Below are 22,894 nucleotides of genomic sequence, written 5' to 3'. Positions count from 1 at the left end.
CATGCCCGTCGCACGCCCGGGGAACCCCCTGCACCCGCCGAGTCGCCCGAACCACCCGACGACGGGCGCGTAGGCTCGTCGGCTGCCATGCACGCCATCCTCCGCGGGGTCGACCACACCGAGCTCGGACGGACCGGGGTCACCTCCCCGGCGCCGGGGCTCGGCCTCGCGCTGACGCGCGGTCGCCACCTCAAGCGCTACAGCTACACCGACCCGAACGAGGACGTCGTGGCGACCTGCCGCGCCGACGGCCGCACCGCACTGGTGGTCGCGGACGGTCACAGCGGCCACACGGCCAGCCACGCGGCGGTCGCGTCGCTCCTCGACGCGATGGCGGACGGGGTCCCGGTGTGGGACCGGCGCGCTGCCGTGCTGGCCTACCACGCCGTGAACACCGCGATCGAGCGGGCGCGCGCCGCCGAGGGTCCGCCGTGCCACCGCAGCCGCACCACCCTCACGACGGCGGTGGTCGCCGAGGCCGCGGGCGGGGGCGACGGCAGCGCGCGCACCCTCACCGTCGCGTCGGTGGGGGACTCCGCGGCGTTCGTCATCCGCGGCCGGGTGGTGCACCGGATCGGCCGGGACCGCCACCACTTCCTGGGTGAGCACCTCTCGGCCCCCCAGGTCGCCGGGGCGCTCGACTACGACCACGTGGCCCTCGAGTCGGGCGACGTCGTCGTGGTGGTCAGCGACGGGTTCACCAACTTCGCCGACCCCGCCGTGCTCGCAGACGCGGTGGACGCCGATCCGGTGCAGACCGCCGGCCGCATCGTCGAGGCCGCCGGCGACGGCGGGGCGGGGGACAACGTCGCCGTGGCCGTCCTGCAGCCCGCCGCACCCGCGCCCGCCCGACCCCCCCCACCCAGGAGCAGCTGATGGCCGACCCGACCGACCACGCGCTCGCCCGCCGCCTGGCCGAGGAGGCCGGGCGCATCCTCCTCGGGATCCGCGAGGCCCACCCGGACCCCGCCGCCCGTCGCCAGGCGCTGACGGACGCCGGCGACGCGGGCGCCCAGCGGTTCCTCGCAGCCCAACTCGCCGCGGCGGTGCCCGACGACGCGGTCCTCAGCGAAGAGGCCGTGGACGATCGCGACCGCCTGGACGCCGAGCGGGTGTGGATCATCGACCCGGTCGACGGGACCCGCGAGTTCGGGGAGCCGCCGCGGGACGACTGGGCCGTCCACGTGGCGCTGTGGGAGCGCGCCGCCGACGACGTGACCGCCGGCGCGGTCGCCCTGCCCGCGCTCGACCTGGTCCTCGCCACCGACGCGCCCCCGCGGCTGCAGGCGGCACACGACGGCCCACCCCGGGTCGTCGTCAGCCGATCCCGGCCGCCCGCCCAGGCCGAGCAGGTCGCCGAGGCCCTCGGCGGGCAGCTGGTCGCGCTCGGCAGCGCCGGCGCCAAGGCGATGGCGGTGGTCCGCGGGCTCGCGGAGGTGTACGTCCACGCCGGCGGGCAGTACGAGTGGGACTCCGCCGCACCCGTCGCCGTCGCCCGCGCCGCGGGGCTGCACTGCAGCCGGATCGACGGGTCGCCGTTGCGCTACAACCAGGCGGACACCTACCTGCCGGACCTGCTCATCTGCCGGCCCGAGCTGGCCGCGCCGGCGCTCGCCGCCATCGGCTGAGACAGCCCGTGCTCGAGATCAGCGCCACCGGCGTCGTCCCCGCCCCTCCCGCGGCGGTGTGGTCCGACATCGCCGACGCCGACGCGTTCGCCAGCTGGTACGCGTTCTGCGACGCCGTCGAGACCCCCGAGCCGGACGTCCGCGTGCTGATCGGGTCCTGGGGCGCGCAGCGGTCGGCGGTGACGACCCGGGTCACCGCATCCGACCCGCCGCGGCGGTTCGCGTGGACCCACGTCGCCGAGACCCTCGACGGGCGGGCGGCCCCGACCCTCGCGATGGACACGACCGTCGAGATCGACCTGGAGCCGGTCGGGGACGGCACGGAGGTGACCATCACCTCCCGCCAGCAGGCCGCCGGCTGGTGGCAGCGCGTCCTGATCCGGCTGCTCGGCCGCCGCAAGGTGGCGAACATGCTGGAGCAGTCCCTCACCGTGCTGGCTGCACGGCACCGCTAGGTCAGCGAGCGCCCAGGTCGTCCCAGCCGGGGTAGCCGCCCTCGTCGGCGACGAAGCCGTAGGGGTAGTCCGGCATCGGCGGGGTCGACAGCACGGTCAACGTGCCCATCTCGACGTCGCCGAGGGTCACGTCCAGCGAGCCGAGGTTGTCCTCCAGCTGCTCGACGGTGCGGGCGCCGAGGATCACCGACGTGACGCCGGGCCGCTGGCGGACCCAGGACAGCGACACCTGGCTGGCGGAGGCGCCGCGGCCGCCGGCGATCGCCTGGACGGCGTCGATGATGTCCCACGTCCGCTCGGTGTTGCGGCGGTCCCACGCCTCCACGCCGCGCTCGGGGTCCTCGCCCAACCGGGTGGCGCCCGACGGCCGGTCGTCCCGGCGGTACTTGCCGGTCAGCCACCCGCCGCCGAGGGGGGACCACGGCAGCACGCCGACGCCCTCCTCGAGGCACTGGGGCAGCACCTCGAGCTCGATGCCCCGCTCGAGCAGGTTGTACTGGGGCTGCAGCGACACCGGCCGCGCCCACCCCTCGGCCTCGCTCAGCCGCAGGATCCGCTGCAGCTGCCAGCCGGTCACGTTGGACCAGCCGACGTGGCGGACCTTGCCGTCGCGGACGAACCCGTCGAGGGTCTCGAGCGTCTCGGCGAGCGGGGTCCGCGGGTCCCAGCAGTGCACCTGGTACAGGTCGACGTGGTCGGTGCCGAGACGGCGCAGGGAGGCGTCCAGCGCCCGGGTGAGGTGGCGCCGCCCGGCGCCGGCGTCGAGCGGCGAGTCGCCCATGGCGAAGCGCCCCTTCGTGGCGATGACGACGTCGTCGTGGTGGCCGCGGTCGGCGATCCACCGGCCGATGATCGACTCCGACGTCCCGCGGGTGTACACGTCGGCGGTGTCGATGAACGTGCCGCCGGCGTCGACGAAGCGGTCCAGCTGGGCGTGGGATCCCGCCTCGTCGGTCTCCGCCCCGAACGTCATCGTGCCCAGGCCCAGGACGCTGAGGCGCAGGCCGCTCGCTCCACAAGCTCGGTGCTCCATGGGACGACCCTAGCCGTCGAAAAGGCCGCGGAAGCCGTCGAGGGACTCGGGGTTCGCCAGGGCGTCCGCGTTGTCGACGGCGCCGCCGGAGAGCACCGTCCGGACGGCCTTCTCCACCTTCTTGCCGCTGAGGGTGTAGGGGATGGCGGGCACGGCGTGGATGTGGCGGGGGACGTGGCGCGGGGTGGTGGCCTGGCGGATCCGGCTGGCCAGCCGCTGGCGCAGCTCGTCGGTCAGCGCGATCCCCTCCGCCAGCTGGACGCACAGGACGACCTCGGTGTCCCCGTCGTGCTCGCGGCCGACGACGATCGAGTCGACGACCTCCTCCACGCCGTCGATCGCCCGGTAGATCTCCGCGGTGCCGATCCGCACCCCGCCGGGGTTGAGGGTCGTGTCGGAGCGGCCGTGGATGACCACCCCGCCCTCGGGTCGCAGCTCGATGAAGTCCCCGTGGGTCCACACGCCCGGGTGCTGGGCGAAGTAGGCGTCGTGGTAGCGGCTGCCGTCCGGGTCGCCCCAGAACCCGATCGGCGTCGACGGGAACGGCTGGGTGCACACCAGCTCGCCCTTCACGCCGACCTCGACGGGGCGGCCCTGCTCGTCGACCGCCTCGACGGCCATGCCGAGGGTGCGGGCCTGCAGCTCACCGCGGCGGACGGGGAGGGTGGGGACCCCGCCGGCGAAGCAGCCGAGCAGGTCCGTGCCGCCGCTGACCGAGGCCAGCTGGACATCGGCGGCGACGTGGGCGTACACCCAGTCGAACTGCTCGGGGGTCAGGGGCGCCCCGGTGGACAGGACCGCCCGCAGGGAGGAGAGATCGGCCTCGGCGGCCGGCTCCAGCCCGGCTGCCTGGCAGGCCGCCAGGAACTTGGGGCTGGTCCCGAAGTGGGTGATGCCGAGCGCGGGCACCAGCCGCCACAGCACCCCGGCGTCCGGCGTGGTCGGCGACCCGTCGTACAGCACGACGGTCGCGCGGCTCGCGAGAGCGCTGACCAGCCAGTTCCACATCATCCACCCGCAGGTGGTGAACCACATGATCACGTCGCCGGGCCGCAGGTCGGTGTGGAGCTGGTGCTCGACGAGGTGCTTGACGAGGCTGCCGCCGTGGCCGTGCACGATCGACTTCGGCACCCCCGTCGTGCCGGAGGAGTACATGATGAACAGCGGGTGGTCCGCGGCCACCGGGGTGAACGTCGGCTCGGTCGGCCCGTCGGCCACCACGTCGACGTAGTCGTGGCGGGCCGGCCCGGACGTGCCGTCGGGGAGGTCCGGACCCGCCAGGTCCAGGCCGACGCCCGCGAAGTCGACGACCAGGACGTGGCCGAGGGTCGGCAGGGCGGCGACGACGTCGGCGACCTTCCCGGCGAGGGCGTGGATCCGCCCGCCGTAGGTGTAGCCGTCGGCGACGACCAGGACGGCCGGCTCCACCTGGGCGAAGCGGTCGACGACCCCCTGGACGCCGAAGTCCGGCGACGTCGAGGACCAGACGGCACCGAGGCCGGTGGCGGCCAGCATGATCACGAGGGTCTCGACGGCGTTCGGCATGACCGCACAGACCCGGTCGCCCGCGGACACACCCATGTCGGTGAGGGCCACCTGCACGCGGGCGACGTCGCGTCGCAGGTCCGCGACGGTGAACCGGCGCGGCTCCCGCCCCTCACCGGTGGCGATGACCGCCAGGTCGTCGGGGTCGCCGGCGAGGAGGTTCTCCGCGTAGTTCAGCTGGGCGCCGGGGAACCAGCGGGTGCCGGGCAGGCCCGACCCCTCGGTGATCGCGTCGGGCGGCCGGGCGGCGACGACGCCGAGCCGGTCCCAGGCCGCGGCCCAGAACGCGTCGGGTTCGGCGATCGACCACCGCCACAGCCGGTGGTAGTCCACCGTGCCGTCGTCGTCGGCCAGGCCGCAGGCGGTGGCGAAGGCGGCGAGGTTCGTCGCGGCCGCCGCCTGCGGGTCGGGGGTCCACAGGATCGGGTTGGCGCTCATCCGCCTCGGGAGGCTAACGGCTCGGCGCCCCCCGGGTCGGGTCAGCCGCCGTAGCTCAGCACGTCGCAGCGCACCTGCGCGACCCCGTCGGCCTTCATCCCCAGCACGTCGGCCGCTGCCGACGACACGTCGAGCACCCGGCTCGAGTGGTACGGGCCGCGGTCGTTGATCCGCACCTCGACCGACTGCCCGTTGGCCAGGTTGGTCACGCGGACGATCGAGTCGAACGGCAGGGTCATGTGGGCGGCGGTCAGCTGGCTGGGGTCGAACCGCTCGCCGTTGGCGGTCTGGTTGCCCTCGAGGCCCGGGCCGTACCAGGACGCCTCGCCGGTGAAGGTCTCCTGGACCGCCGGCTCGGCCGGGGGCGGGTCCTCGGCGGCCATCGGCTGCTCGGCGCGGTCGGCCTCGCCGTCCGCCGGGGGCGGCACGGCGGGTGCCGGCTCGTCCTCGATCGCGGCGGCGAGCTGGGCCACGACGTAGTCGTCGGCGGAGGCCGGGCCGCCGACCACGACGCCGGAGTCGAGGCGGTCGGCGTTCGCGCGGAGGAACTGCTCGCTCGCGGCCGGCAGGCGGTCGCGCGGCGGGACCAGCAGCAGCGGCGCGCGCAGGCTCGCGGCGAGCGACCCGGCCGCCAGCGCGTCGGGGTAGGCGCGCCCCGAGGCGAACACCGCAGGGCGGGCACCGGGGTCGAAGCGCTCGAGCGCGTCGGCGGCGAGGGCTGCCGAGGTGTCGTAGCGCGAGTCCTCGACCACCCGCCGCGTCGCGTAGCCCAGGTCGCGGAGGCGCGACTCGACGGCCGGGGCGACGACGGTCTCGCCCCCGAGGATGATGACCTCCTCGGCCCCGAGGGCGCCGAGCGACGCCTCGGTGGCGGCGGGCAGCGCCTCGGGGCGGGTCAGCAGCGTGGGCACCCGGTCGGGCGTCGCCGCCAGCGCCCCGCTGGCCACGGCGTCGGGCCAGGCGCGGTCCGGGTCGTCGTGCTCGCCGAGCGCGAGGACGACCTCGCCCGTCGCGGACGGCCCCGCGGCCTCGGCGATCCGGCCGGCCGTCTCGTAGCGGTCCTGGCCGGACAGCCGACGGGTCATGTAGCCGAGGTCGGCAAGCTGGCCCTCGACGGCGTCGGAGACCACCTGCGGCCCGCCGAGGATCCACACCGTGTTGACGCGGAGTCGCGCGAGCTCGTCGGCGACCGCCTGCGGCAGCGCGTCGGGACCGGTCAGCAGCAGCGGCGCGTCCAGCCGGTTCGTCAGCGCGCCGGCCGCGAGGGCGTCGGGGAAGGAGAAGGCCGTCGCCAGCACCGCGTCGGTGGCGTGCTGGCGGTAGTCCTCTGAGGCCTCGACCGCGGTCTGGATGCGGTCCTCGCCCGCGGTGCGGCTGATGGGGGAGTCGGCCGCCGCGGGGGCGGCGGCCAGCGGCAGCGCGAGCACGGCGACCAGGATCGCGCGCAGGGCTGCCCGGAGGGTGGAGGTCATGGGGGGTTGGGGGTCGGCGTCAGGTCAACCACGTTGGGGCGTGGCGGCGCGCCGCAGGGGCCGCGCCTAGCTGGGTTCGACACCCGAACAGGGGGGAAGGAGGGTGAAGCCGCAGTCGAGGTGTGGACTGTGCCGACTGGTACGAGGTCGTACAAGCCGCTCACGTCGTCCAGACGGTCACCTGTACCGTCGGACGGGAGGCGGTCCTTGTGCGGGCGTCGGCGGTGCGGTCGTCGGGTCCCCCCCGACCCCGATCAGCTCTTCGCCGGCTTGACCGCGAGGACCGGGCAGTCCGCGCCGAGCAGGATGTCCTGGGCGTTCGAGCCGAGCACCAGCTTGCCGACCGGGGAGCGGCGGCGGACGCCGATGACGATCAGGTCGACGGCCTCGTCGCGGGAGAACTCGAGCAGGTCGTTGCCCGGCGCGTTGCCCCGGACCAGCTCCCGGATCTCGTGGTCGACACCGTCGGCCTCCAGGCGCGCGGCCACCGCGTCGAGGGCCTTCTTGTACTCGGGCAGCTGGTCCTCGTCGCGGCCGCCGCCGACCAGTGAGTGGACGACGACCAGGCGCGCGTCACGGAGCTTGGCCTCCGCGATCGCGGCCTCGAGCGCCGCCTCCCCCTCCGGTGTCGTGATGAACCCGACCAGCACCTTCATGTCCTGCATCTCCTCTGTGGGGTGGTTGTCGACGTCGAAGGGTACGGCCTGGCGGACGCGGGGTGTGCGAGACTCGCGGCCGGGGGATCACCGAGGAGACCGCTGCGCAGAGGAGGGCACATCGGTGCACAAGGACTTCACGCTCATCCCCGACGACCAGCCCGGCGTGCTGGCGCGCCTCGGCGAGGCCTGCGGCCGGGCCGACATCTCGATCGAGGGCCTCAGCGCCTTCACCGGGCAGGGCAAGGGGGTCGTGCACGTCCTCGTCCCCGACGCCGAGCACGCCCTCGAGGTCCTGGCCGAGGCCGGCCTCGACGTCCGCGCGGCCCGTGACGTCGTGGTGGTCGAGATCGCCGACCAGCCCGGCGCGATGGGGGAGATCTGCCGGTCGGTCGCCGACGCGGGCATCAACATCGAGCAGGCCTACCTGGCCACCGGCGGGCGGATGGTGATGGTCGTCGACGACGTCGACCGCGCTCGCGAGCTGCTCGGCGTCCCGTAGCCGACGGCGGCCGCGCGATGCACACCTCACTCAGCCAGCTCTGCGAGGCGCTCGAGCACGCGCTGCCCGAGGAGCGGGCCGCCAACGCCTGCGCGCTCGCCCTCGCCACCTACCGCCGCCTGCCGGGCGGGGACCTGTCCCGGCTCGACACCGACCTGGCGGTGCGCCGGATCAGCCGTGCGCTCGACGCGTTCGAGGAGGGCACCGCCGACGACCCGACGATCCGGGTCGAGGCGGTCGACGGCACCACCCTGGTGCACATCCACCTCACCGACGGCCCGTTCGTGCTGTCGACGATCACCGAGGAGCTCCACCGGCTGGGGCTCGAGCCCCTCGACCTCGCCCACCCGGTCGTCGGGGTCGTGCGCGATGCCGACGGGGCGCTGCGCGAGATCACGTCGGCCCGCGACGCCGACCACCGCGAGACCTACCTCGCCCTCGACCTGCAGACCGAGCTGGGGGAGCGGTCGCGGACCCGCGTCGCCGAGCACCTGCACCGCGTGCTGGCCGACGCCCTCCACGTCGTCGGGGACTTCCACGACATCCGGTCGGCCGTCGAGCGGATCATCGACGAGGCGAGCGGCTGGGGCGACGCCGCCGCGCCCTTCGACGGGGACCCCGACGAGCTCGTCGCGTTCCTCCGCTGGCTGCTCGACGACCACTTCGTGTTCCTCGGCTACCGGCGCTACGACGTCCGCGACGACGCGGTCACGGTGGGGGAGGGGTCGGGCCTCGGCCTGCTCCGCGACGAGGGGGAGTCCCGCTTCGCCGACCCGGTCAAGGTGGCGGACCTGTCCGGGGTCATGCGCGCCCACGTCGCCGCCGGCGGCCCGCTGCTCCGCATGACCCGGACCGCGCGCAGCTCGACGGTCCACCGCCAGGTCCGGATGATGGACATCGGGGTCCCCCGGCTGGACGGCGACGGGGCGGTCGTCGGTCGGCACCGGCTGATCGGCCTGCTGGCGCAGAAGGCGTTCGTCGAGCCGGCGTCGAAGATCCCGGTGCTGCGCCGCAAGCTCGGCGCGATCCTCGACGCCGAGGACGTCGTCGACCACTCCCAGGACGAGCGGGCGCTCCGGACCCTCTTCGACGCGTTCCCGAAGCAGGAGCTGTTCGAGTCCGACACCGAGCACCTGCGCGACTCGCTCGTGTCGCTGATGGACCTCGGCCGGCACGGCGACGTCCGGGTGATGCTGCGGCCGGAGGAGTCCGGGCACTCGACGTCGGCGCTGGTCACCGTGCCCCGCGAGCGGTTCAGCTCAGAGCTCCGGGAGGACATCCAGCAGCTGATCGCCGAGCGGGTCGGCGCCCAGTCCGTCAGCTACCAGCTGTCGATGACGGAGCGGGACCAGCCGCTCATGCACTTCACCATGCGGCTGCGCGAGGGGGAGTCGGCCCGGCCGGTCGACGTCGACGCCCTGCAGCAGGAGATCGTGGTCCTGACCCGCTCCTTCGCCGACACCCTCGTCGACGCCCTTGCCGGCGACGGCGGGCCCGTGGGCGACCGGGCTGCCGCCCGTCGGTGGGCCGACGCCCTGCCGGCCACGTACACCCAGACCACGGCGGTGGAGACCGCCGTCGAGGACGTCCGCCAGCTCGTGTCCCTCGACGGTCCCGAGGCGGTCCGGATGCGGCTGGCCGCCCCCGCGGCGGACGACGACGCCGACCTGCTGCGCTTCCGGCTCTCGAAGGCCGGCGAGGGGGTGGAGCTCTCGGGCTTCGTGCCCGTGCTCGAATCCCTCGGCCTGGTGGTGGTCGAGGAGCACCCCTACGAGCTGCGTGACACCCCCGTCGCCGACGAGGTCCACCTGCACGACTACGGGGTGCGGTGCGAGACCGCGGTCGACGTCGATGCGGACGGGCCACGCATCGCCGCGGCGGCCCACGCGATGTGGGAGCAGCGCGCCCAGGTCGACAGCCTCAACCGGCTGGTGACGAGCGCCGGCATGGACGTCGGCGAGGTCGTCGTGCTGCGGGCCTACCGGCGCTACCTCCGCCAGATCGGGACCACCTACACCGAGGCGACGACCAACGAGGCGCTGCTCGAGCACCCCGACGTGGCGCGGGCGCTGATCGCCTACGTCGACGCCCGCTTCGACCCCGACGGGCCGGCCGACCCCGAGGCGCGCGAGGCGGCCGCGTCGGACGCCCGCCAGGCCGTGGTCGACGCGCTCGACCAGGTCACCCGCCTGGACCAGGACCGCATCCTCCGCTCCTTCCTCGGCGTCATCGACGCGACGCTGCGGACCAACCGCTGGCGTGACCGGCCGTGGCTCGCCCTCAAGGTCGACCCCTCCCGCGTGCCGGGCGTGCCGAAGCCCGTGCCGTTCCGCGAGGTGTTCGTCTACTCCCCGCGGATGGAGGGGGTGCACCTCCGCGGCGGACCGGTCGCCCGCGGCGGGCTGCGCTGGTCCGACCGCATGGACGACTTCCGGACCGAGGTCCTCGGCCTGATGAAGGCCCAGGTGGCGAAGAACGCGGTGATCGTCCCGACCGGGTCGAAGGGCGGGTTCGTGCTGAAGCAGCGCCCGACGGACTCCGCACAGCTCGCCGAGGAGGTCGAGGCGCAGTACCGGGTGTTCATCCGCGGTCTGCTCGACGTGACCGACGACATCGAGGGCGACCGCATCGTCGCGCCGGACCGCGTCGTCCGGGCCGACGGCGACGACCCGTACCTCGTCGTCGCACCCGACAAGGGGACCGCGGCGTTCAGCGACGTCGCCAACGCGATCAGCGAGGAGTACGGCTACTGGCTCGGCGACGCGTTCGCGAGCGGCGGGTCGAGCGGGTACGACCACAAGTCGATGGGCATCACCGCCCGGGGCGCCTGGGTGGCGGTGCAGCGGCACTTCCGCGAGCTCGGCGTCGACGTCCAGACCGAGCCGTTCACCGCCGTCGGCGTCGGCGACATGTCCGGCGACGTGTTCGGCAACGGGATGCTGCGCAGTCGCACCACCCGCCTCGTGGCCGCGTTCGACCACCGGGACATCTTCATCGACCCGGCCCCGGACCCCGGCCCGGCGTACGACGAGCGCCGCCGCCTCTACGAGACGCCCCGGTCGTCCTGGCAGGACTACGACCGCGACCTCATCTCCCCCGGCGGCGGCGTCTGGTCGCGGACCGCGAAGGTCGTGCCGCTCAGCCCCGAGGCCCGCGAGGCCCTGCGGGTCGACGCGGAGGAGCTGAGCCCCCCCGAGCTGATCCGGGCCATCCTGGCCGCCCCGGCCGACCTCCTGTGGTTCGGCGGGATCGGCACCTACGTCAAGGCCCGGGAGGAGAGCCACGCCGACGTCGGCGACCGCGCGAACGACGCCGTCCGGATCGACGCGGACGAGATCGGCGCCCGGGTGGTCGGTGAGGGCGGCAACCTGGCGATGACCCAGCGGGGCCGGATCGCCTACAGCCGGCGCGGCGGCCGCTGCAACACCGACGCGATCGACAACGTCGCCGGGGTCAACACCTCCGACCGCGAGGTGAACCTGAAGATCCTGCTCGGCCAGGCCATCGAGGACGGCCTGCTCGACGAGGCAGATCGCGACGACCTGCTCGCCAGCCAGACCGAGGAGCTGGCCGACCAGGTGCTGCGCGACAGCTACCTGCAGACGTGGGCGGTCAGCCAGGAGCTCCACGCCGCCCCCGGCGGGATGGGCGGCTACGAGATGCTGATGAGCCGCCTCGAGTCCCGCGGGCGGCTGGACCGCGACGTGGAGGTGCTGCCGGATCCGGCCGAGATCGACCGGCGGCAGGACCAAGGCGCCGGCATGACCCGTCCGGAGCTGTGCGTCCTGCTGGCGTACGCGAAGATCGATCTGTCCGAGGCGCTGCTCGCCTCCGACGTCATCGACCAGCCCGAGTTCGACGAGGTCCGGACCCGCTACTTCCCGACCCCGGTGGCCGAGCGGTTCGGGGACCTGCCCGAACGCCACCGCCTGGGTCGCGAGCTGGTGGCCACCGTCGTCGCGAACGACCTGTGCAACCGGCTCGGCATCACCTGGGCGACCCGCACCGCGGGTGATCTCGGCTGCGACGTCGCCGAGGTCGCCGGCGCCTACTGGCTGGCCCGTGAGGTGATCGACGCCGACGGCCTGTGGCGCGAGGTGGAGGGGCTCGACGCCCGCACCGACCCGGTCCTGCAGCTCGAGCTGAAGGCGCGGGTCGACTGGCTCGTCGACGCGTTCGCGCGGTCCTACGTCCGCATGGGACGGGTGGCCGACATCAGCGCCGCCGTCGCCGACGACCGTCCGCTCTTCCGCGACCTCGCCGAGCGGACCGCGAAGGCCGACCTCCGCGAGCAGCGCCGGTCGATCCGCGAGGCCGCCGAGCGGTGGATCGACCTCGGCATCGACGAGGAGGTCGCCACCCGCATGGCCGCCCTGCCGGCGCTCATGCTGGTGCCCGGGATCGCGGTGACCGCCCGCTCGGCGCACCGGTCGGTCGCGGACTGCGCGGCGGTGTACGAGGGTCTGGCCCGGCACCTGCCCCTCGAGCAGCTGAACGCCGGGTTGATGGCCTACGAGCCGCACGGCCGGTGGCAGCGCGGGCAGCACCGCGGCCTGATCGACGACCTGCGCGGCATCCACCACACCCTGGCCCGCCAGGCCATCGCCGAGGACGCGGGCACGGGTGACGACGCCGACCCGGCGGAGGTGGTGGAGCGCTACCTCGCCGCCCGCGAGGACGCGGTGGCACAGGCCGGCGACATCGCCCGCCAGGTCCGGTCCCAGACCGACTCGGACCTCGACGCCCTCGCGGTGGCGGTCCGCGCCCTGGGGCAGATCATCGCCTGACCGCGAGCGCCGGAGCGCCTACCGCTGCTCGATCGGGGTGTAGTCGCGCTCGGAGGAGCCCTTGTAGATCTGGCGGGGACGGCCGATCCGCTTCTCCGGGTCCGCCATCATCTCCTTCCACTGGGCGATCCAGCCCGGCAGGCGGCCGATGGCGAACATCACGGTGAACATCTCCACCGGCAGGCCCATCGCCCGGTAGATCAGGCCCGAGTAGAAGTCGACGTTCGGGTAGAGCTTCCGCTCGACGAAGTAGTCGTCGCTGAGCGCGACCTCCTCGAGCTCCTTCGCGATCTCGAACAGCGGGTCGTTCGGCGCGAGCTTCTGGAGGATCTTGTCCGCGGTCTCCTTGATGATCGTCGCCCGCGGGTCGAAGTTCTTGTAGACGCGGTGCCCGAAGCCCATCAGCCGGAACGGGTCGTCCTTGTCCTTCGCCCGGTTGATGAACGACGCGGTGTCGCCGTCGGCGTCGCGGATCTCGCTCAGCATCTCGAGGACCGCCTGGTTGGCGCCACCGTGCAGCGGACCCCACAGCGCGTTGATGCCGCTCGCGATCGCCGCGAACATGTTGACGTTCGTCGACCCGACCAGGCGGACCGCCGAGGCGGAGGCGTTCTGCTCGTGGTCGGCGTGGAGGATGTAGAGCAGGTCGAGGGCCTTCGCGATCTCCGGGTCGACCTCGTACGGCTCGGCCTTCACCCCGAACATCATGTGGAGGAAGTTGGCCGGGTAGCTCAGCTTGTTCCAGGGGTAGATGTACGCCTGCCCGATCGACTTCTTGTACGACCACGCGGCGATCGTCGGCAGCTTCGCCATCAGCCGGTAGATGCTGACCTCGACGTCGCGCTCGTCCAGCGGGTCGTAGTGGTCCTGGTAGAAGGTGCTCAACCCCGCGGTCGCAGCGGACAGGATCGCCATCGGGTGGGCGTTCTTCGGGAACGCGTCGAAGAACTGCCGCATGTCCTCGTGCAGCAGCGTGTGGATGGTGATCTGGTGGGTGAAGTCGTCCAGCTCCGCCTGGGTCGGCAGCTCCCCGAAGATCAGCAGGTAGGCGACCTCGAGGAACGTCGAGTGCTCGGCGAGCTGCTCGATCGGGTAGCCGCGGTAGCGGAGGATGCCGGCCTCGCCGTTGAGGTACGTGATCTCGCTCGCGCAGGACGCGGTCGACGCGAACCCCGGGTCGTAGGTCGTCAGGCCGGTCGCGCCGCGGAGCCCCGAGGAGTGGATGCCCCGCTCACCCTCCGTCCCCGTGATCACAGGGGCCTCGAAGGCATCCCCGTTCAGCTCGATCCTGGCGTGGTCTGTCATCGCGTGAACCTTCTCTGGGTGGTGGGTGACGCTCGGCCCGGCGTGGTCGGCGGGTCGCGCCGACCGCCTGCGCAGGCTAGCGGATGGGCGCGCGGATCAGTGAGCCGATACCTACCCGCAACACCGGGCTGGCACGCTTGGGGCGATGTCCGGGACCTCGTTGGCCGACGCGCTCCGCGCACACCTGGAACGGCTGTACGACCCCGCTGGCGCCCGGCGTGCGCTGGAGGGCCTGCTCAGCGTCTGCGCGACCCACGCCAGCCCGCCGCGGCCCGGCGACCTGGACGAGCGCGACGTGTGGCTGATCGCCTACGCCGACCACGTGCTTGAGGAGGGCCGCCGTCCGCTGCAGGCCATGGCGTCGCTGCTCGCCGACGAGCTGGCCGACGTCGTCGACGGCATCCACCTGCTGCCGTTCTTCCCCTGGACCTCCGACGACGGGTTCGCCGTCGTCGACCACCTCGCGGTCGACCCGGCGATCGGCACCTGGTCCGACGTCGAGGCGATCGCCGCCGACCGGCGGGTGATGCTCGACGCGGTCGTCAACCACGTCAGCGCATCCAGCCGCTGGGTGCGGGAGTGGTGCGCCGGCGAGCGGGACGGCTGGGTCCTCGAGGTGCCCGAGGCCTTCGACGTCGAGCGGGTCGTGCGGCCGCGCACCTCGCCGCTGCGGACGGCGTTCGAGGGGCCGGACGCGATGCCGCGGTTCGCCTGGACGACGTTCGGACCCGACCAGGTCGACCTCGACTACGCCAACCCCGACGTGCTCGTGGCGATGACCGAGGTCCTCCTCCGCTACGCCGCGCACGGCGCGTCGGTCATCCGCCTGGACGCCGTCGGGTTCCTCTGGAAGACCTCGGGCACGACGTGCATCCACCTGCCGGAGACCCACGAGGTCATCCGCCTGTGGCGCACCGTGCTGGACGCCTGCGCGCCGGGCACGCTGCTGATCACCGAGACGAACGTCCCGCACGACGAGAACATCCGCTACTTCGGCGCCGGAGACGACGAGGCGCACCTCGTCTACCAGTTCCCCCTCGCCCCGCTGGTGCTGGCGGCGTTCACCTGGGGCAACGCCCAGGACCTCACCCGCTGGGCGGCGTCGCTCGCCGACCCCCTGCCGGGCACGGCGTTCCTCAACTTCCTCGGCTCCCACGACGGCATCGGCATGCGCCCCGCCGAAGGCCTCCTCTCCGCCGCCCAGGTCGAGGGGCTCTGCGACCTGGCCCGCGCCGCCGGGGGAGGGGTCAGCCACCGCGCCGCAGCTGATGGCTCGCAGACGCCGTACGAGCTGAACACGACCTACGTCGACGCGCTGATCGCCGTGGCGGACGACGGGCAGGGCGTCGCCCGGATCGCGGCGGCCCACGCCATCCTGTTGGCCCTCCAAGGCGTGCCGGGCATCTGGTTCGGCGCGCTGTTCGCGATCCGGAACGACCCAGAGCTGGTCCGGTCCACCGGCCGGCTCCGGTCGGTCAACCGGGCCCGGGTGGACCTGGGGGAGCTGCGCGACACCCTCGACCGGCCCGGCACCCTCCGCCAGGTCGTGTTCGAGTCGCTGTGCCGCCTGATCGCGCTCCGCCGCAGCCACCCGGCGTTCAGCCCGGCCAGCCCGCAGGTCGTCCTGCCTGCGCCCGGCTGGCTGTTCGCCGTCGTGCGGGGGGACCCGGGGCGACGGGTGCTCGTCGTCGTCAGCGTGTCCGACCGCGACCGCACCGTCCGCCCCGCCGAGCTGGCCGGCGGCGGGGTGTGGGTGGAGCGCCTCGGCGGCTGCGACGAGCCGGTCACCGGAGGGGACCCCCTGGTCCTGCCCCCCTACGGCGTCGCGTGGCTCGAGGAGCGCTGAACCCCGGGAGACTCTCGGTGCACTGACTCGGGTCAGCGCCGGCGTCGGCGTGGCCTCCTCGGGCGCTCCAGCCTGATCCCGCCTGCACTCCCGGGGACTCTCGGTGCACCGGCGCACCCAGGTGAACGGCGCTAGCTGCACCGAAAGTCGTCGGGGGAGGGGCGGGGCCGCCGGGGGAGGGTCGGGGCCGTCGGGGGAGGGGCGGGCTACGCCCGCCGCTGGGAGGCCATCGGCGGGCGCTCGACGATGGCGACCTCGGCCTCGGGGCGGACGCGGACCTGGCCGTCGCCCCCGCGGGCGAACTGCCGGTAGGCGTTGGGGAGGTCGCCGAGCCTGGCGCGGTCGGCCTCTGGCAGGCGGCGGAGCGCGGCCTGCAGCACCCCGAAGGCCATCCGGCTGAGGGCGGTGATGTCCTGGTTGCGGTGCACGCGGCGCTTGAGGTCGACCTGAGCGATCGCGTCGGCGCCACGCAGCAGGACCGTGTCGATCAGCATGCCGATCTCGACCCCGTAGCCGGTGAGGAACGGGATGGCCTCGAGCAGGTCGCGCCGGCCGGCGTACTCGCCGCTGAGGGGCTGGACCAGGCCGGCCAGCTCCGGCCAGAACAGGTTGAGGAGGGGGCGGGCGAGCAGCTCGGTGACACGGCCGCCGCCGGACGGGTGCATCATCCCGTCGAGCTCGATCGGGCGGTCGTAGAAGGCCTTCACGAGCGCGACGTCGGGGTCGAGCAGCAGCGGGCCGAGCAGGCCGCTGACGAACCGGGGGTCGGGGTTGCGGATGTCGGTGTCGACGAACACGACGATGTCCCCGCTGGTCACCGCCAGGCTGCGCCACAGCGCGTCCCCCTTGCCGAGGGCCCGCCCGAGCTCGGGGAACGCGCCCAGGGCGGTGTGGACCCGGGCGCCGGAGCTGGCGGCCACCTCCCCGGTGCCGTCGGTCGACCCGCCGTCGAGCACGACGACCTCGTCGACCAGCTTCCCGGCCAGCTCCATGACGGCCTGGATGACCCCGCCGATCGTGGGCGCCTCGTCGTAGGCCGGCAGCACGACGCTGACGGAGGTGTCGCCGGCCGTCTTGGCCTCGGCCAGCTCGTCGACGTCGAAGGCGTCCGCGTCGAACGTCCGCCGGGCGAACCAGCCGTCGACGTCGAAGGCCGGGATGTGCGGTCCGGGCGCGTGGGAACCCATGGGGCCAGGGTAGACGGGCCGTGTTACGGGACTGTGAGCGGCGACGGGGGGGTGGGCCGTCGCCGCACGCCGCGTCACTCGAAGGTGATCTGGCCCTCCATGCCGGCGGCGCGGTGCCCGGCGATGCTGCAGTAGTACGTGTAGTCGCCCGCCTCGATCGTGATCGGCGCCACGTCGATGCCGTTGGCGGCCTCGACCAGCACCGCGTCGTTCTGGAAGCCCTCGATCACGACGTTGTGGACCTGCCCGGTTGGGTTGTCGATGGCGACGACGACCTCGCCGGCGGGGCCGGTGGCGGGGGCGTCGGTGTAGATGAGCGCCTGCTCGTAGGACTCCCACACGAGGGCGCCCTCGGGGATCTCGGTCAGGGTCTCCTCGCCGCCACCCTCCCCCTCCTCACCGTGGTGGATCTCGCGGACGCCGACGGAGGCCGCGACGGCGCCAGCACCGACCAGGCCCAGCATGGCGACGACCAGGCCGACGGCGAGGGCGGGGGCGGCGATGGTCCGGGACCGCTCGACGACGAAGGCGATGACCAGCACGTAGGCGGCGGCGCCGACGGCGACCAGAACGCTGACGGACTCGGGGACGGCCAGAAGGATCCGCGACAGGCTCCAGGCGAACAGCAGGATCCCGCCGAGGATCGTGATCGGCATCACCAGCGGCGTGAAGACGCGGCGTCGGAAGTTCTCGTTCATCGGGTGGTGCGCTCCGGGGGGATCGTGGCTAGAAGCCCTGCGTGATGCCGTTGGAGCCGAGGAACCAGTCGGCGGTCACGACGGCGAACACCACGGCGGCCAGGGCGAGGCCGGCGATGAACAGGCGGCGCAGGACGGGGTGGTCGAACCGCAGGTGCATGAACCACAGGCCGACCAGCAGGAACTTCCCGACGGTGAGGACGATCAGGGCCGGGGTCGTCACCGACCGGCCCAGGCTGTCGCGGAAGACGTACAGCAGCACCTCGAGGGTGGTCATCACCGCGAGGATCCCGGCGATCTCGATGTAGGTGGACCGGCTCGGGTGGTCGTGGTGCTGCTCTTCTTGGTCTACGGCCATGGTGGGAGGTGCTCCTCTGCCCGCTACCCGACGGGGATCAGGTAGATGACGGTGAAGATGACGATCCAGACGATGTCGACGAAGTGCCAGTACAGCCCGACGAGCTCGACGGCCTCGGTGTTCTTGTGGCTGATCGAGCCGCGCAGCGACAGCGCCCAGAGCACCACCAGCATGACCACGCCGAAGGTCACGTGGATGCCGTGGAAGCCGGTCAGCATGAAGAACGCGGCGCTGAAGGGGCTGGTCTCGAGCTTGAAGCCCTCCTCGACGAAGAAGGCGAACTCGTACATCTGCCCGGACAGGAAGACCATGCCGAGCAGCGCGGTCGTCAGGATCCAGGTCTGGAAGGCCCGCATGTTCCGGCGCTGCAGCGCGTCGAGCGCGAGCACCATCCCGAGGGAGCTCATCAGCAGGATGAACGTCGACGCCGACGTGAACGGGATGTCGAAGATCTCGAGGGCGGTGGGGCCCTCGTTCGTGCGGTTCAGGTACAGCAGGTAGGTCGCGATCATCGCGCCGAAGAAGAGGCACTCGGACCCGATGAAGGTCCACATGCCGAGCTTCTCGTTGCTGATCCCGAAGTTCGTGGTGTGGCCGTGGTCGGGGACCTCGACCTCGTCCGGGGTGGTTCCGCCGGAGGCGGACGGTGTCATCGCGGACATCAGTGGTGCTCCTCAGCGCTGGGCTCGATCGCCCAGCCCAACATCGCGCCGACGGTGATGATCCCGCCGATGGCGAACAGCGTGATCATCGCGGCGCCCTGGAAGAAGACGCCGTAGGCGGCGATGGGCAGGCCGGCGGCGACGAACAGCGGGTACCAGGAGGGGTCGGGCATGTGGATGCCGAGCTCCTTCGCGGTCTTGCCGCTGACCTTGTCGCCGTACGGGCCGCCGGGGTTCTCCTCGCCCGCGGCGCCGGCGGGCACGCGGGTCGCGCCCGTCCCGCCCTCGTGGCCGGCGTACTTGCGGTACCAGAGCTCGTCGCGGTCGCTGATGACCGGGATCTGGTCGAAGTTGTGGACCGGCGGCGGCGAGGAGGTCAGCCACTCGACGCTGCGGGCATCCCACGGGTCGGCGCCGGCCGCCGGGTTCTTCCGGCTGATCCACACGTTTGCCATGAACACCAGGAACGACACTGCGATCACGACCGCGCCGACGCCGACCACGGCGTTCCAGAAGTTCCAGCCCATCCCGTCGGCGTAGGTGTAGTACCGCCGCGGCATGCCGTTCAGGCCGAGGATGTGCATCGGTCCGAACGTCAGGTTGAAGCCGATGATCATCAGCCAGAAGTGGATCTTGCCGACCTTCTCGTTGAGCAGGTGGCCGAAGGCCTTGGGGAACCAGTAGTAGATGCCGCCGAAGAGGCCGAACAGCGCGCCGCCGAACAGCACGTAGTGGAAGTGCGCGACGATGTAGTAGGTGTCGTGCTGCTGGGTGTTGTGGGGGACCAGGGAGTGGGTGACGCCGCTCAGGCCGCCGATGGTGAACATGCTCACCAGGCCGATGGCGAACAGCATCGGGGTGGTGAAGCGGATCTGGCCGCCCCACATCGTGCCGAGCCAGTTGAAGATCTTGATGCCCGTCGGCACCGCGATGAACATCGTCGTCAGGCCGAAGGCGGTGTCCGCGACCGGGCCGAGGCCCGAGGTGAACATGTGGTGGGCCCACACGCCCCAGCCGAGGAACCCGATCGCGATGCCGCTGAAGACGATGGCGGAGTACCCGAACAGCGGCTTGCGGCTGAACGTCGGCAGGATCTCTGACACGATCCCGAAGGCGGGCAGGATCATGATGTAGACCTCGGGATGCCCGAAGAGCCAGAACATGTGCTGCCACAGGACCGGATCGCCGCCCTGGAGGGGGTTGAAGAACGGGGCGCCCCAGCGGACCTCGAACATCATCTGCCACAGGGCGATGCCGATGACGGGGATGGCGAAGAGCAGCAGGAAGGCGACGACGAAGGTCATCCAGGTGAACACCGGCATGCGCATCAGCGTCATGCCCGGCGCCCGCATGTTGAGGATCGTGACGATGAAGTTCACCGCCGAGGCGAGCGACGCGATGCCGGCGATCTGCAAACCGAGGGAGTAGAACAGCGTCCGCGACATCTGGATCGACGCGACATCGGCGCCAAGGCTGGTCCCGGTCGGGTCCGGGCCGACGGCGGCCTGGGGGAAGTAGGACACCCAGGAGTTCGACGGCATGCCGTCAAAGAACACCGAGCTGTAGATGAACAGGCCCGCGGCGATCCACACCCACAGGCTGAGTGCGTTGATCCGGGGGAAGGCGACGTCGCGTGCACCGATCTGCAGGGGCAGCAGGAAGTTCATGAACGCTGAACCCAGGGGCATGACCACGAAGAAGATCATGGTCAGGCCGTGCATCGTGAAGACCTGGTTGTAGACGTCGGCCGACAGGATCTCGCCGTTCGGGCCGGCCAGCTGCGCGCGGATGGCCAGCGCTTCCAGGCCGCCGACGGCGAAGAACACCAGCGACGCGAACGCGTACATGATGCCGATGCGCTTGTGGTCGACGGTGGTCAGCCACGATCTCCACCCGGACGTCTCGACGGGGCGCCTGAAGAGGCCGCCGCGCCGCGGGGTGGTCGCGCCGGAGGGGTTCTCTGCGATCACGGTCATGGGTTACTCCAGGGTGCTGAGGTAGGCGATGAGCGCATCGACGTCCTCATCGGAGATGTTGGGGAACTGGGGCATCTGCGAGCCGGGCTTGAGGTCGGCTGAGTTGCGGATCCACTCCCGCAGGAGCTCGCGGGCCTCTTCCGGGTCCTCGACGGAGTTCCCGAAGGGCGAGTCGAAGATGTAGCCGGCGAACGCCTCGCGGCTGGCGAAGTGGGTCAGGTCCGGACCGACCCGGGACTCGCCGTTCTGGGGGTGGCCGGTGATGTTGTGGCAGGCCACGCAGGTCTGGGTGACGAAGGCCTCCTGGCCGGCGAGGGCCAGCTCGTCGGTCGGTTCGGCGGCGGGCTCGCGCTGGTTGGCGACCCACTCCTCGTACTCCGCCTCCTCGTGGGCGATGACGGTGAAGCGCATGTTGGCGTGGCTCAGGCCGCAGAACTCCGCGCAGTTGCCGGGGTAGATGCCGGGCTCGGCCGCCTCGATCCGCATCTCGCGGATCGCGCCGGGGACCCAGTCGCGCTTCCCGGCGAGGGAGGCGACCCAGAAGCTGTGCATGACGGGCGGGGTGCCGTACTGCGGGCCGGCGGGCTCGCTGCCGTCCAGGGTGAGGTAGACCTCGCGGCCGGCGGGGATGTGCAGCTCGTTCGCGGTGTAGAAGCCGGCGTCGGCGTCGGTGTACTCGAACTGCCACCAGTACTGCTTGGCCACCACGGTGACCATCACGGCGTCCTCAGCCGGTTCGTCGGCCAGCTCGAAGATGGTCTGGACCGTCGGGACGGCGATCGCGACCAGGATCAGCGCGGGCACCAACGTCCAGGCGATCTCGAGCTTGGTGTTGCCGTGGACCTGCTTGGGCAGCTGCTCCTGGCCACGGTCGCGGAAGCGCACGATGATGAACGCGAGCCCGGCGAACACGAGCACGAACACCGCGATCGAGATCGGGTACGCGATGTTCCACAGGTCGTCCTGGCGCTCGGCGACCGGTCCGAGGGGGGCCAGCGCGTTCGCCGGCAGGTCCCGCTGCGGGTCGGGGCCGGGGATGTTGGAGGTGCCGGTGCCGTCGAGGTTCGCCGAGCACCCGGACACCGCCAGGGCGACGGCGCTGAGCGCGAGGACGGCACGGGCCCGGCCGGCCCTCAGTGCTCGCCCAAGGGGGCGGCCGCCCCCTTTCGAACCCCCATCCGCGGTCCTGCGCTCCAGCGGTGTGCTCGGACCGCTGAAGCGCCGGCGCAGGGTGGTGGACCTCATCGTGGGGAACGTCTCCTTGGCGGTCGTCGTGGGCACCGGGGCTCGCGGCCCGTCGGGGGGTGGTGGTGCCACTGGTCGCGGTCGGTCAGGGGTCTGCTCGTGACGAGGACGGACATGGCGTCGTCTTCGACGTCGCGTCCCCGGCGGCCCCGAGCGGGTGCGGTGCACATCGCCAGATTCTTGCACATGACCTCCGGAGGTGCCCAACAGCACCCCCGTTGCCGTGTCCGGCGGGGGCCGGTCACCCGGTGGATCGACTTGGTGGATCCCTCCCGCGCACGCATGCTCGGGCGACGTGGAGTCCTCCGTCGATGCCGCCCTGGGTCGCGTCGCCCTGGTCCTGCGCCAGATCGGCGCGGTCTGGATGGCGGCGCTCACGACCGTGTACGGCCTGTCCGGGCAGGTCGACGTCCCGCTCGTCGCGGTCGCGACCACCGCGGTGGGCGTGGGCTGGGCGGTCCTCGCGTGGCTGTCGGGGTGGATGCGCCGGGCGGCGGGGCACGACTGGGGGCTGCTCGCCGTCGACCTGGGTGTGACCGTCGCGGTGATCATCGTCCCCGCCCTCGCCGGAGAGGCGTCCTCCTACACCGGCGGCTACCCGTTCGCCGCCCTGGTCGTGGCCCTCGCGGCCGCCGGGCGGCGCGGCGTGGTGGTCGCCACGGCGGTGCTGTCCGCGGCGACCCTGGTCGCCCTGGGCCTGGTCGGCCGCGAGCTCAGCCCGGTCGTCCTCAGCAACCTCCTCCTGTACGTGCTGGGCGCGGTGGCGCTGTGGCTCGGCGTCGAGGTCATCCGCGCCAACGAGCGCCGCGCCCGGCGGGCCGAGGCCGCGCTGGCGGTGGCCGAGGAGCGCGCTGCCACCGCGACCCACCTGCACGACTCGGTCCTGCAGACCCTCGCGCTGGTGCAGCGCCGCGCCGACGACGCCGGCGCGGTGCGGTCCCTGGCCCGGCGCCAGGAGCGCGAGCTGCGCGAGTGGCTGTTCCCCCCCGACCCGGACGAGGGCGCCGAGCACGGGCAGCCGCGGCTGCGCGGCCCGGCCCGCGAGGCCCACGCCGCGGAGGTGGCGGAGCGCTTCGGCGTCGCCGTCCGCGGCGTCGCGGT

Annotated in this window: 17 protein-coding genes and 1 pseudogene; 7 read left to right on the top strand and 11 right to left on the bottom strand. The window is 72.7% G+C overall.

The annotated features are described in order from the left end of the window. Positions 1–87 precede the first annotated feature (87 nt). From ACEQ2X_RS07880 to ACEQ2X_RS07870, 3 genes are read left to right on the top strand one after another with little or no spacing between them, the layout of a single operon-like run. Positions 88–876, top strand: a complete 789-nt coding sequence (locus ACEQ2X_RS07880; RefSeq protein WP_370325252.1) for a PP2C family serine/threonine-protein phosphatase — start codon at positions 88–90, stop codon at positions 874–876. After that, the gene (locus ACEQ2X_RS07875; protein WP_370325251.1) at positions 876–1,628 is read left to right on the top strand and encodes a 3'(2'),5'-bisphosphate nucleotidase CysQ; all 753 of its coding nucleotides are present in this window, start codon (positions 876–878) and stop codon (positions 1,626–1,628) included. The genes ACEQ2X_RS07880 and ACEQ2X_RS07875 overlap by 1 nt, the downstream gene beginning before the upstream one ends. A gap of 8 nt (positions 1,629–1,636) precedes the next feature. After that, positions 1,637–2,083 (top strand): SRPBCC domain-containing protein, encoded by a 447-nt coding sequence (locus ACEQ2X_RS07870; RefSeq protein ID WP_370325250.1) that lies wholly within the window; start codon positions 1,637–1,639, stop codon positions 2,081–2,083. A 1-nt stretch (position 2,084) separates the two neighbouring features. Here the strand turns inward: ACEQ2X_RS07870 and ACEQ2X_RS07865 are convergent, their stop codons facing one another. The 4 genes from ACEQ2X_RS07865 to ACEQ2X_RS07850 all read right to left on the bottom strand — a co-directional run bounded on the left by ACEQ2X_RS07865 (position 2,085) and on the right by ACEQ2X_RS07850 (position 7,236). Next, positions 2,085–3,116 (bottom strand): aldo/keto reductase, encoded by a 1,032-nt coding sequence (locus tag ACEQ2X_RS07865; protein ID WP_370325249.1) that lies wholly within the window; start codon positions 3,114–3,116, stop codon positions 2,085–2,087. Between the two features lie 9 nt (positions 3,117–3,125). Then, a complete protein-coding gene (locus tag ACEQ2X_RS07860) occupies positions 3,126–5,099 on the bottom strand; it encodes an acetoacetate--CoA ligase (RefSeq protein WP_370325248.1) in 1,974 nt (657 codons plus the stop codon). A 41-nt stretch (positions 5,100–5,140) separates the two neighbouring features. Further along, a complete protein-coding gene (locus ACEQ2X_RS07855) occupies positions 5,141–6,571 on the bottom strand; it encodes a septal ring lytic transglycosylase RlpA family protein (RefSeq protein WP_370325247.1) in 1,431 nt (476 codons plus the stop codon). Between the two features lie 254 nt (positions 6,572–6,825). Next, on the bottom strand, positions 6,826–7,236 hold the full coding sequence (locus ACEQ2X_RS07850; RefSeq protein WP_370325246.1) for a universal stress protein: 411 nt from the start codon (positions 7,234–7,236) through the stop codon (positions 6,826–6,828). A 115-nt stretch (positions 7,237–7,351) separates the two neighbouring features. Here ACEQ2X_RS07850 and ACEQ2X_RS07845 point away from each other — a divergent pair, with 115 nt between their 5' ends. After that, a complete protein-coding gene (locus tag ACEQ2X_RS07845) occupies positions 7,352–7,729 on the top strand; it encodes an ACT domain-containing protein (RefSeq protein ID WP_370325245.1) in 378 nt (125 codons plus the stop codon). Between the two features lie 17 nt (positions 7,730–7,746). Further along, complete coding sequence (locus ACEQ2X_RS07840; protein ID WP_370325244.1) at positions 7,747–12,516, top strand: NAD-glutamate dehydrogenase; 4,770 nt, start codon at positions 7,747–7,749, stop codon at positions 12,514–12,516. A gap of 18 nt (positions 12,517–12,534) precedes the next feature. Here ACEQ2X_RS07840 and ACEQ2X_RS07835 read toward each other — a convergent pair whose 3' ends face one another. Continuing rightward, positions 12,535–13,821 (bottom strand): citrate synthase, encoded by a 1,287-nt coding sequence (locus ACEQ2X_RS07835; protein WP_370325243.1) that lies wholly within the window; start codon positions 13,819–13,821, stop codon positions 12,535–12,537. Positions 13,822–13,966: 145 nt separating this feature from the next. Between ACEQ2X_RS07835 and ACEQ2X_RS07830 the strand changes: the two genes are divergently transcribed. Beyond that, entirely contained in the window at positions 13,967–15,667 is a 1,701-nt protein-coding gene (locus ACEQ2X_RS07830) for an alpha-amylase family glycosyl hydrolase (RefSeq protein ID WP_370325242.1), read from the top strand. Positions 15,668–15,873: 206 nt separating this feature from the next. Here the strand turns inward: ACEQ2X_RS07830 and ACEQ2X_RS07825 are convergent, their stop codons facing one another. From ACEQ2X_RS07825 to coxB, 6 genes are all read right to left on the bottom strand, one after another. After that, the gene (locus ACEQ2X_RS07825) at positions 15,874–16,854 is read right to left on the bottom strand and encodes a glucosyl-3-phosphoglycerate synthase (protein ID WP_370325241.1); all 981 of its coding nucleotides are present in this window, start codon (positions 16,852–16,854) and stop codon (positions 15,874–15,876) included. A gap of 74 nt (positions 16,855–16,928) precedes the next feature. Beyond that, on the bottom strand, positions 16,929–17,552 hold the full coding sequence (locus tag ACEQ2X_RS07820) for a plastocyanin/azurin family copper-binding protein (protein ID WP_370325240.1): 624 nt from the start codon (positions 17,550–17,552) through the stop codon (positions 16,929–16,931). Between the two features lie 28 nt (positions 17,553–17,580). Further along, entirely contained in the window at positions 17,581–17,910 is a 330-nt protein-coding gene (locus tag ACEQ2X_RS07815; RefSeq protein WP_370325239.1) for a cytochrome C oxidase subunit IV family protein, read from the bottom strand. A gap of 23 nt (positions 17,911–17,933) precedes the next feature. Beyond that, positions 17,934–18,572, bottom strand: coding sequence for a heme-copper oxidase subunit III (locus tag ACEQ2X_RS07810; protein WP_370325238.1), 639 nt, complete (start codon positions 18,570–18,572; stop codon positions 17,934–17,936). Further along, entirely contained in the window at positions 18,572–20,548 is a 1,977-nt protein-coding gene (ctaD, locus tag ACEQ2X_RS07805) for a cytochrome c oxidase subunit I (RefSeq protein WP_370325237.1), read from the bottom strand. The genes ACEQ2X_RS07810 and ctaD overlap by 1 nt, the downstream gene beginning before the upstream one ends. A gap of 3 nt (positions 20,549–20,551) precedes the next feature. Next, entirely contained in the window at positions 20,552–21,631 is a 1,080-nt protein-coding gene (coxB, locus tag ACEQ2X_RS07800; protein WP_370325236.1) for a cytochrome c oxidase subunit II, read from the bottom strand. Between the two features lie 457 nt (positions 21,632–22,088). Here coxB and ACEQ2X_RS07795 point away from each other — a divergent pair. Continuing rightward, positions 22,089–22,894 (top strand): annotated as a pseudogene (locus tag ACEQ2X_RS07795) (hypothetical protein); the annotation flags it as partial.

Source organism: Euzebya sp. (assembly GCF_964222135.1).
GTDB lineage: Bacteria > Actinomycetota > Nitriliruptoria > Euzebyales > Euzebyaceae > Euzebya.
Note: the sequence above shows the minus strand (reverse complement) of the source record. Positions and strands in the feature narration are given on the sequence as shown.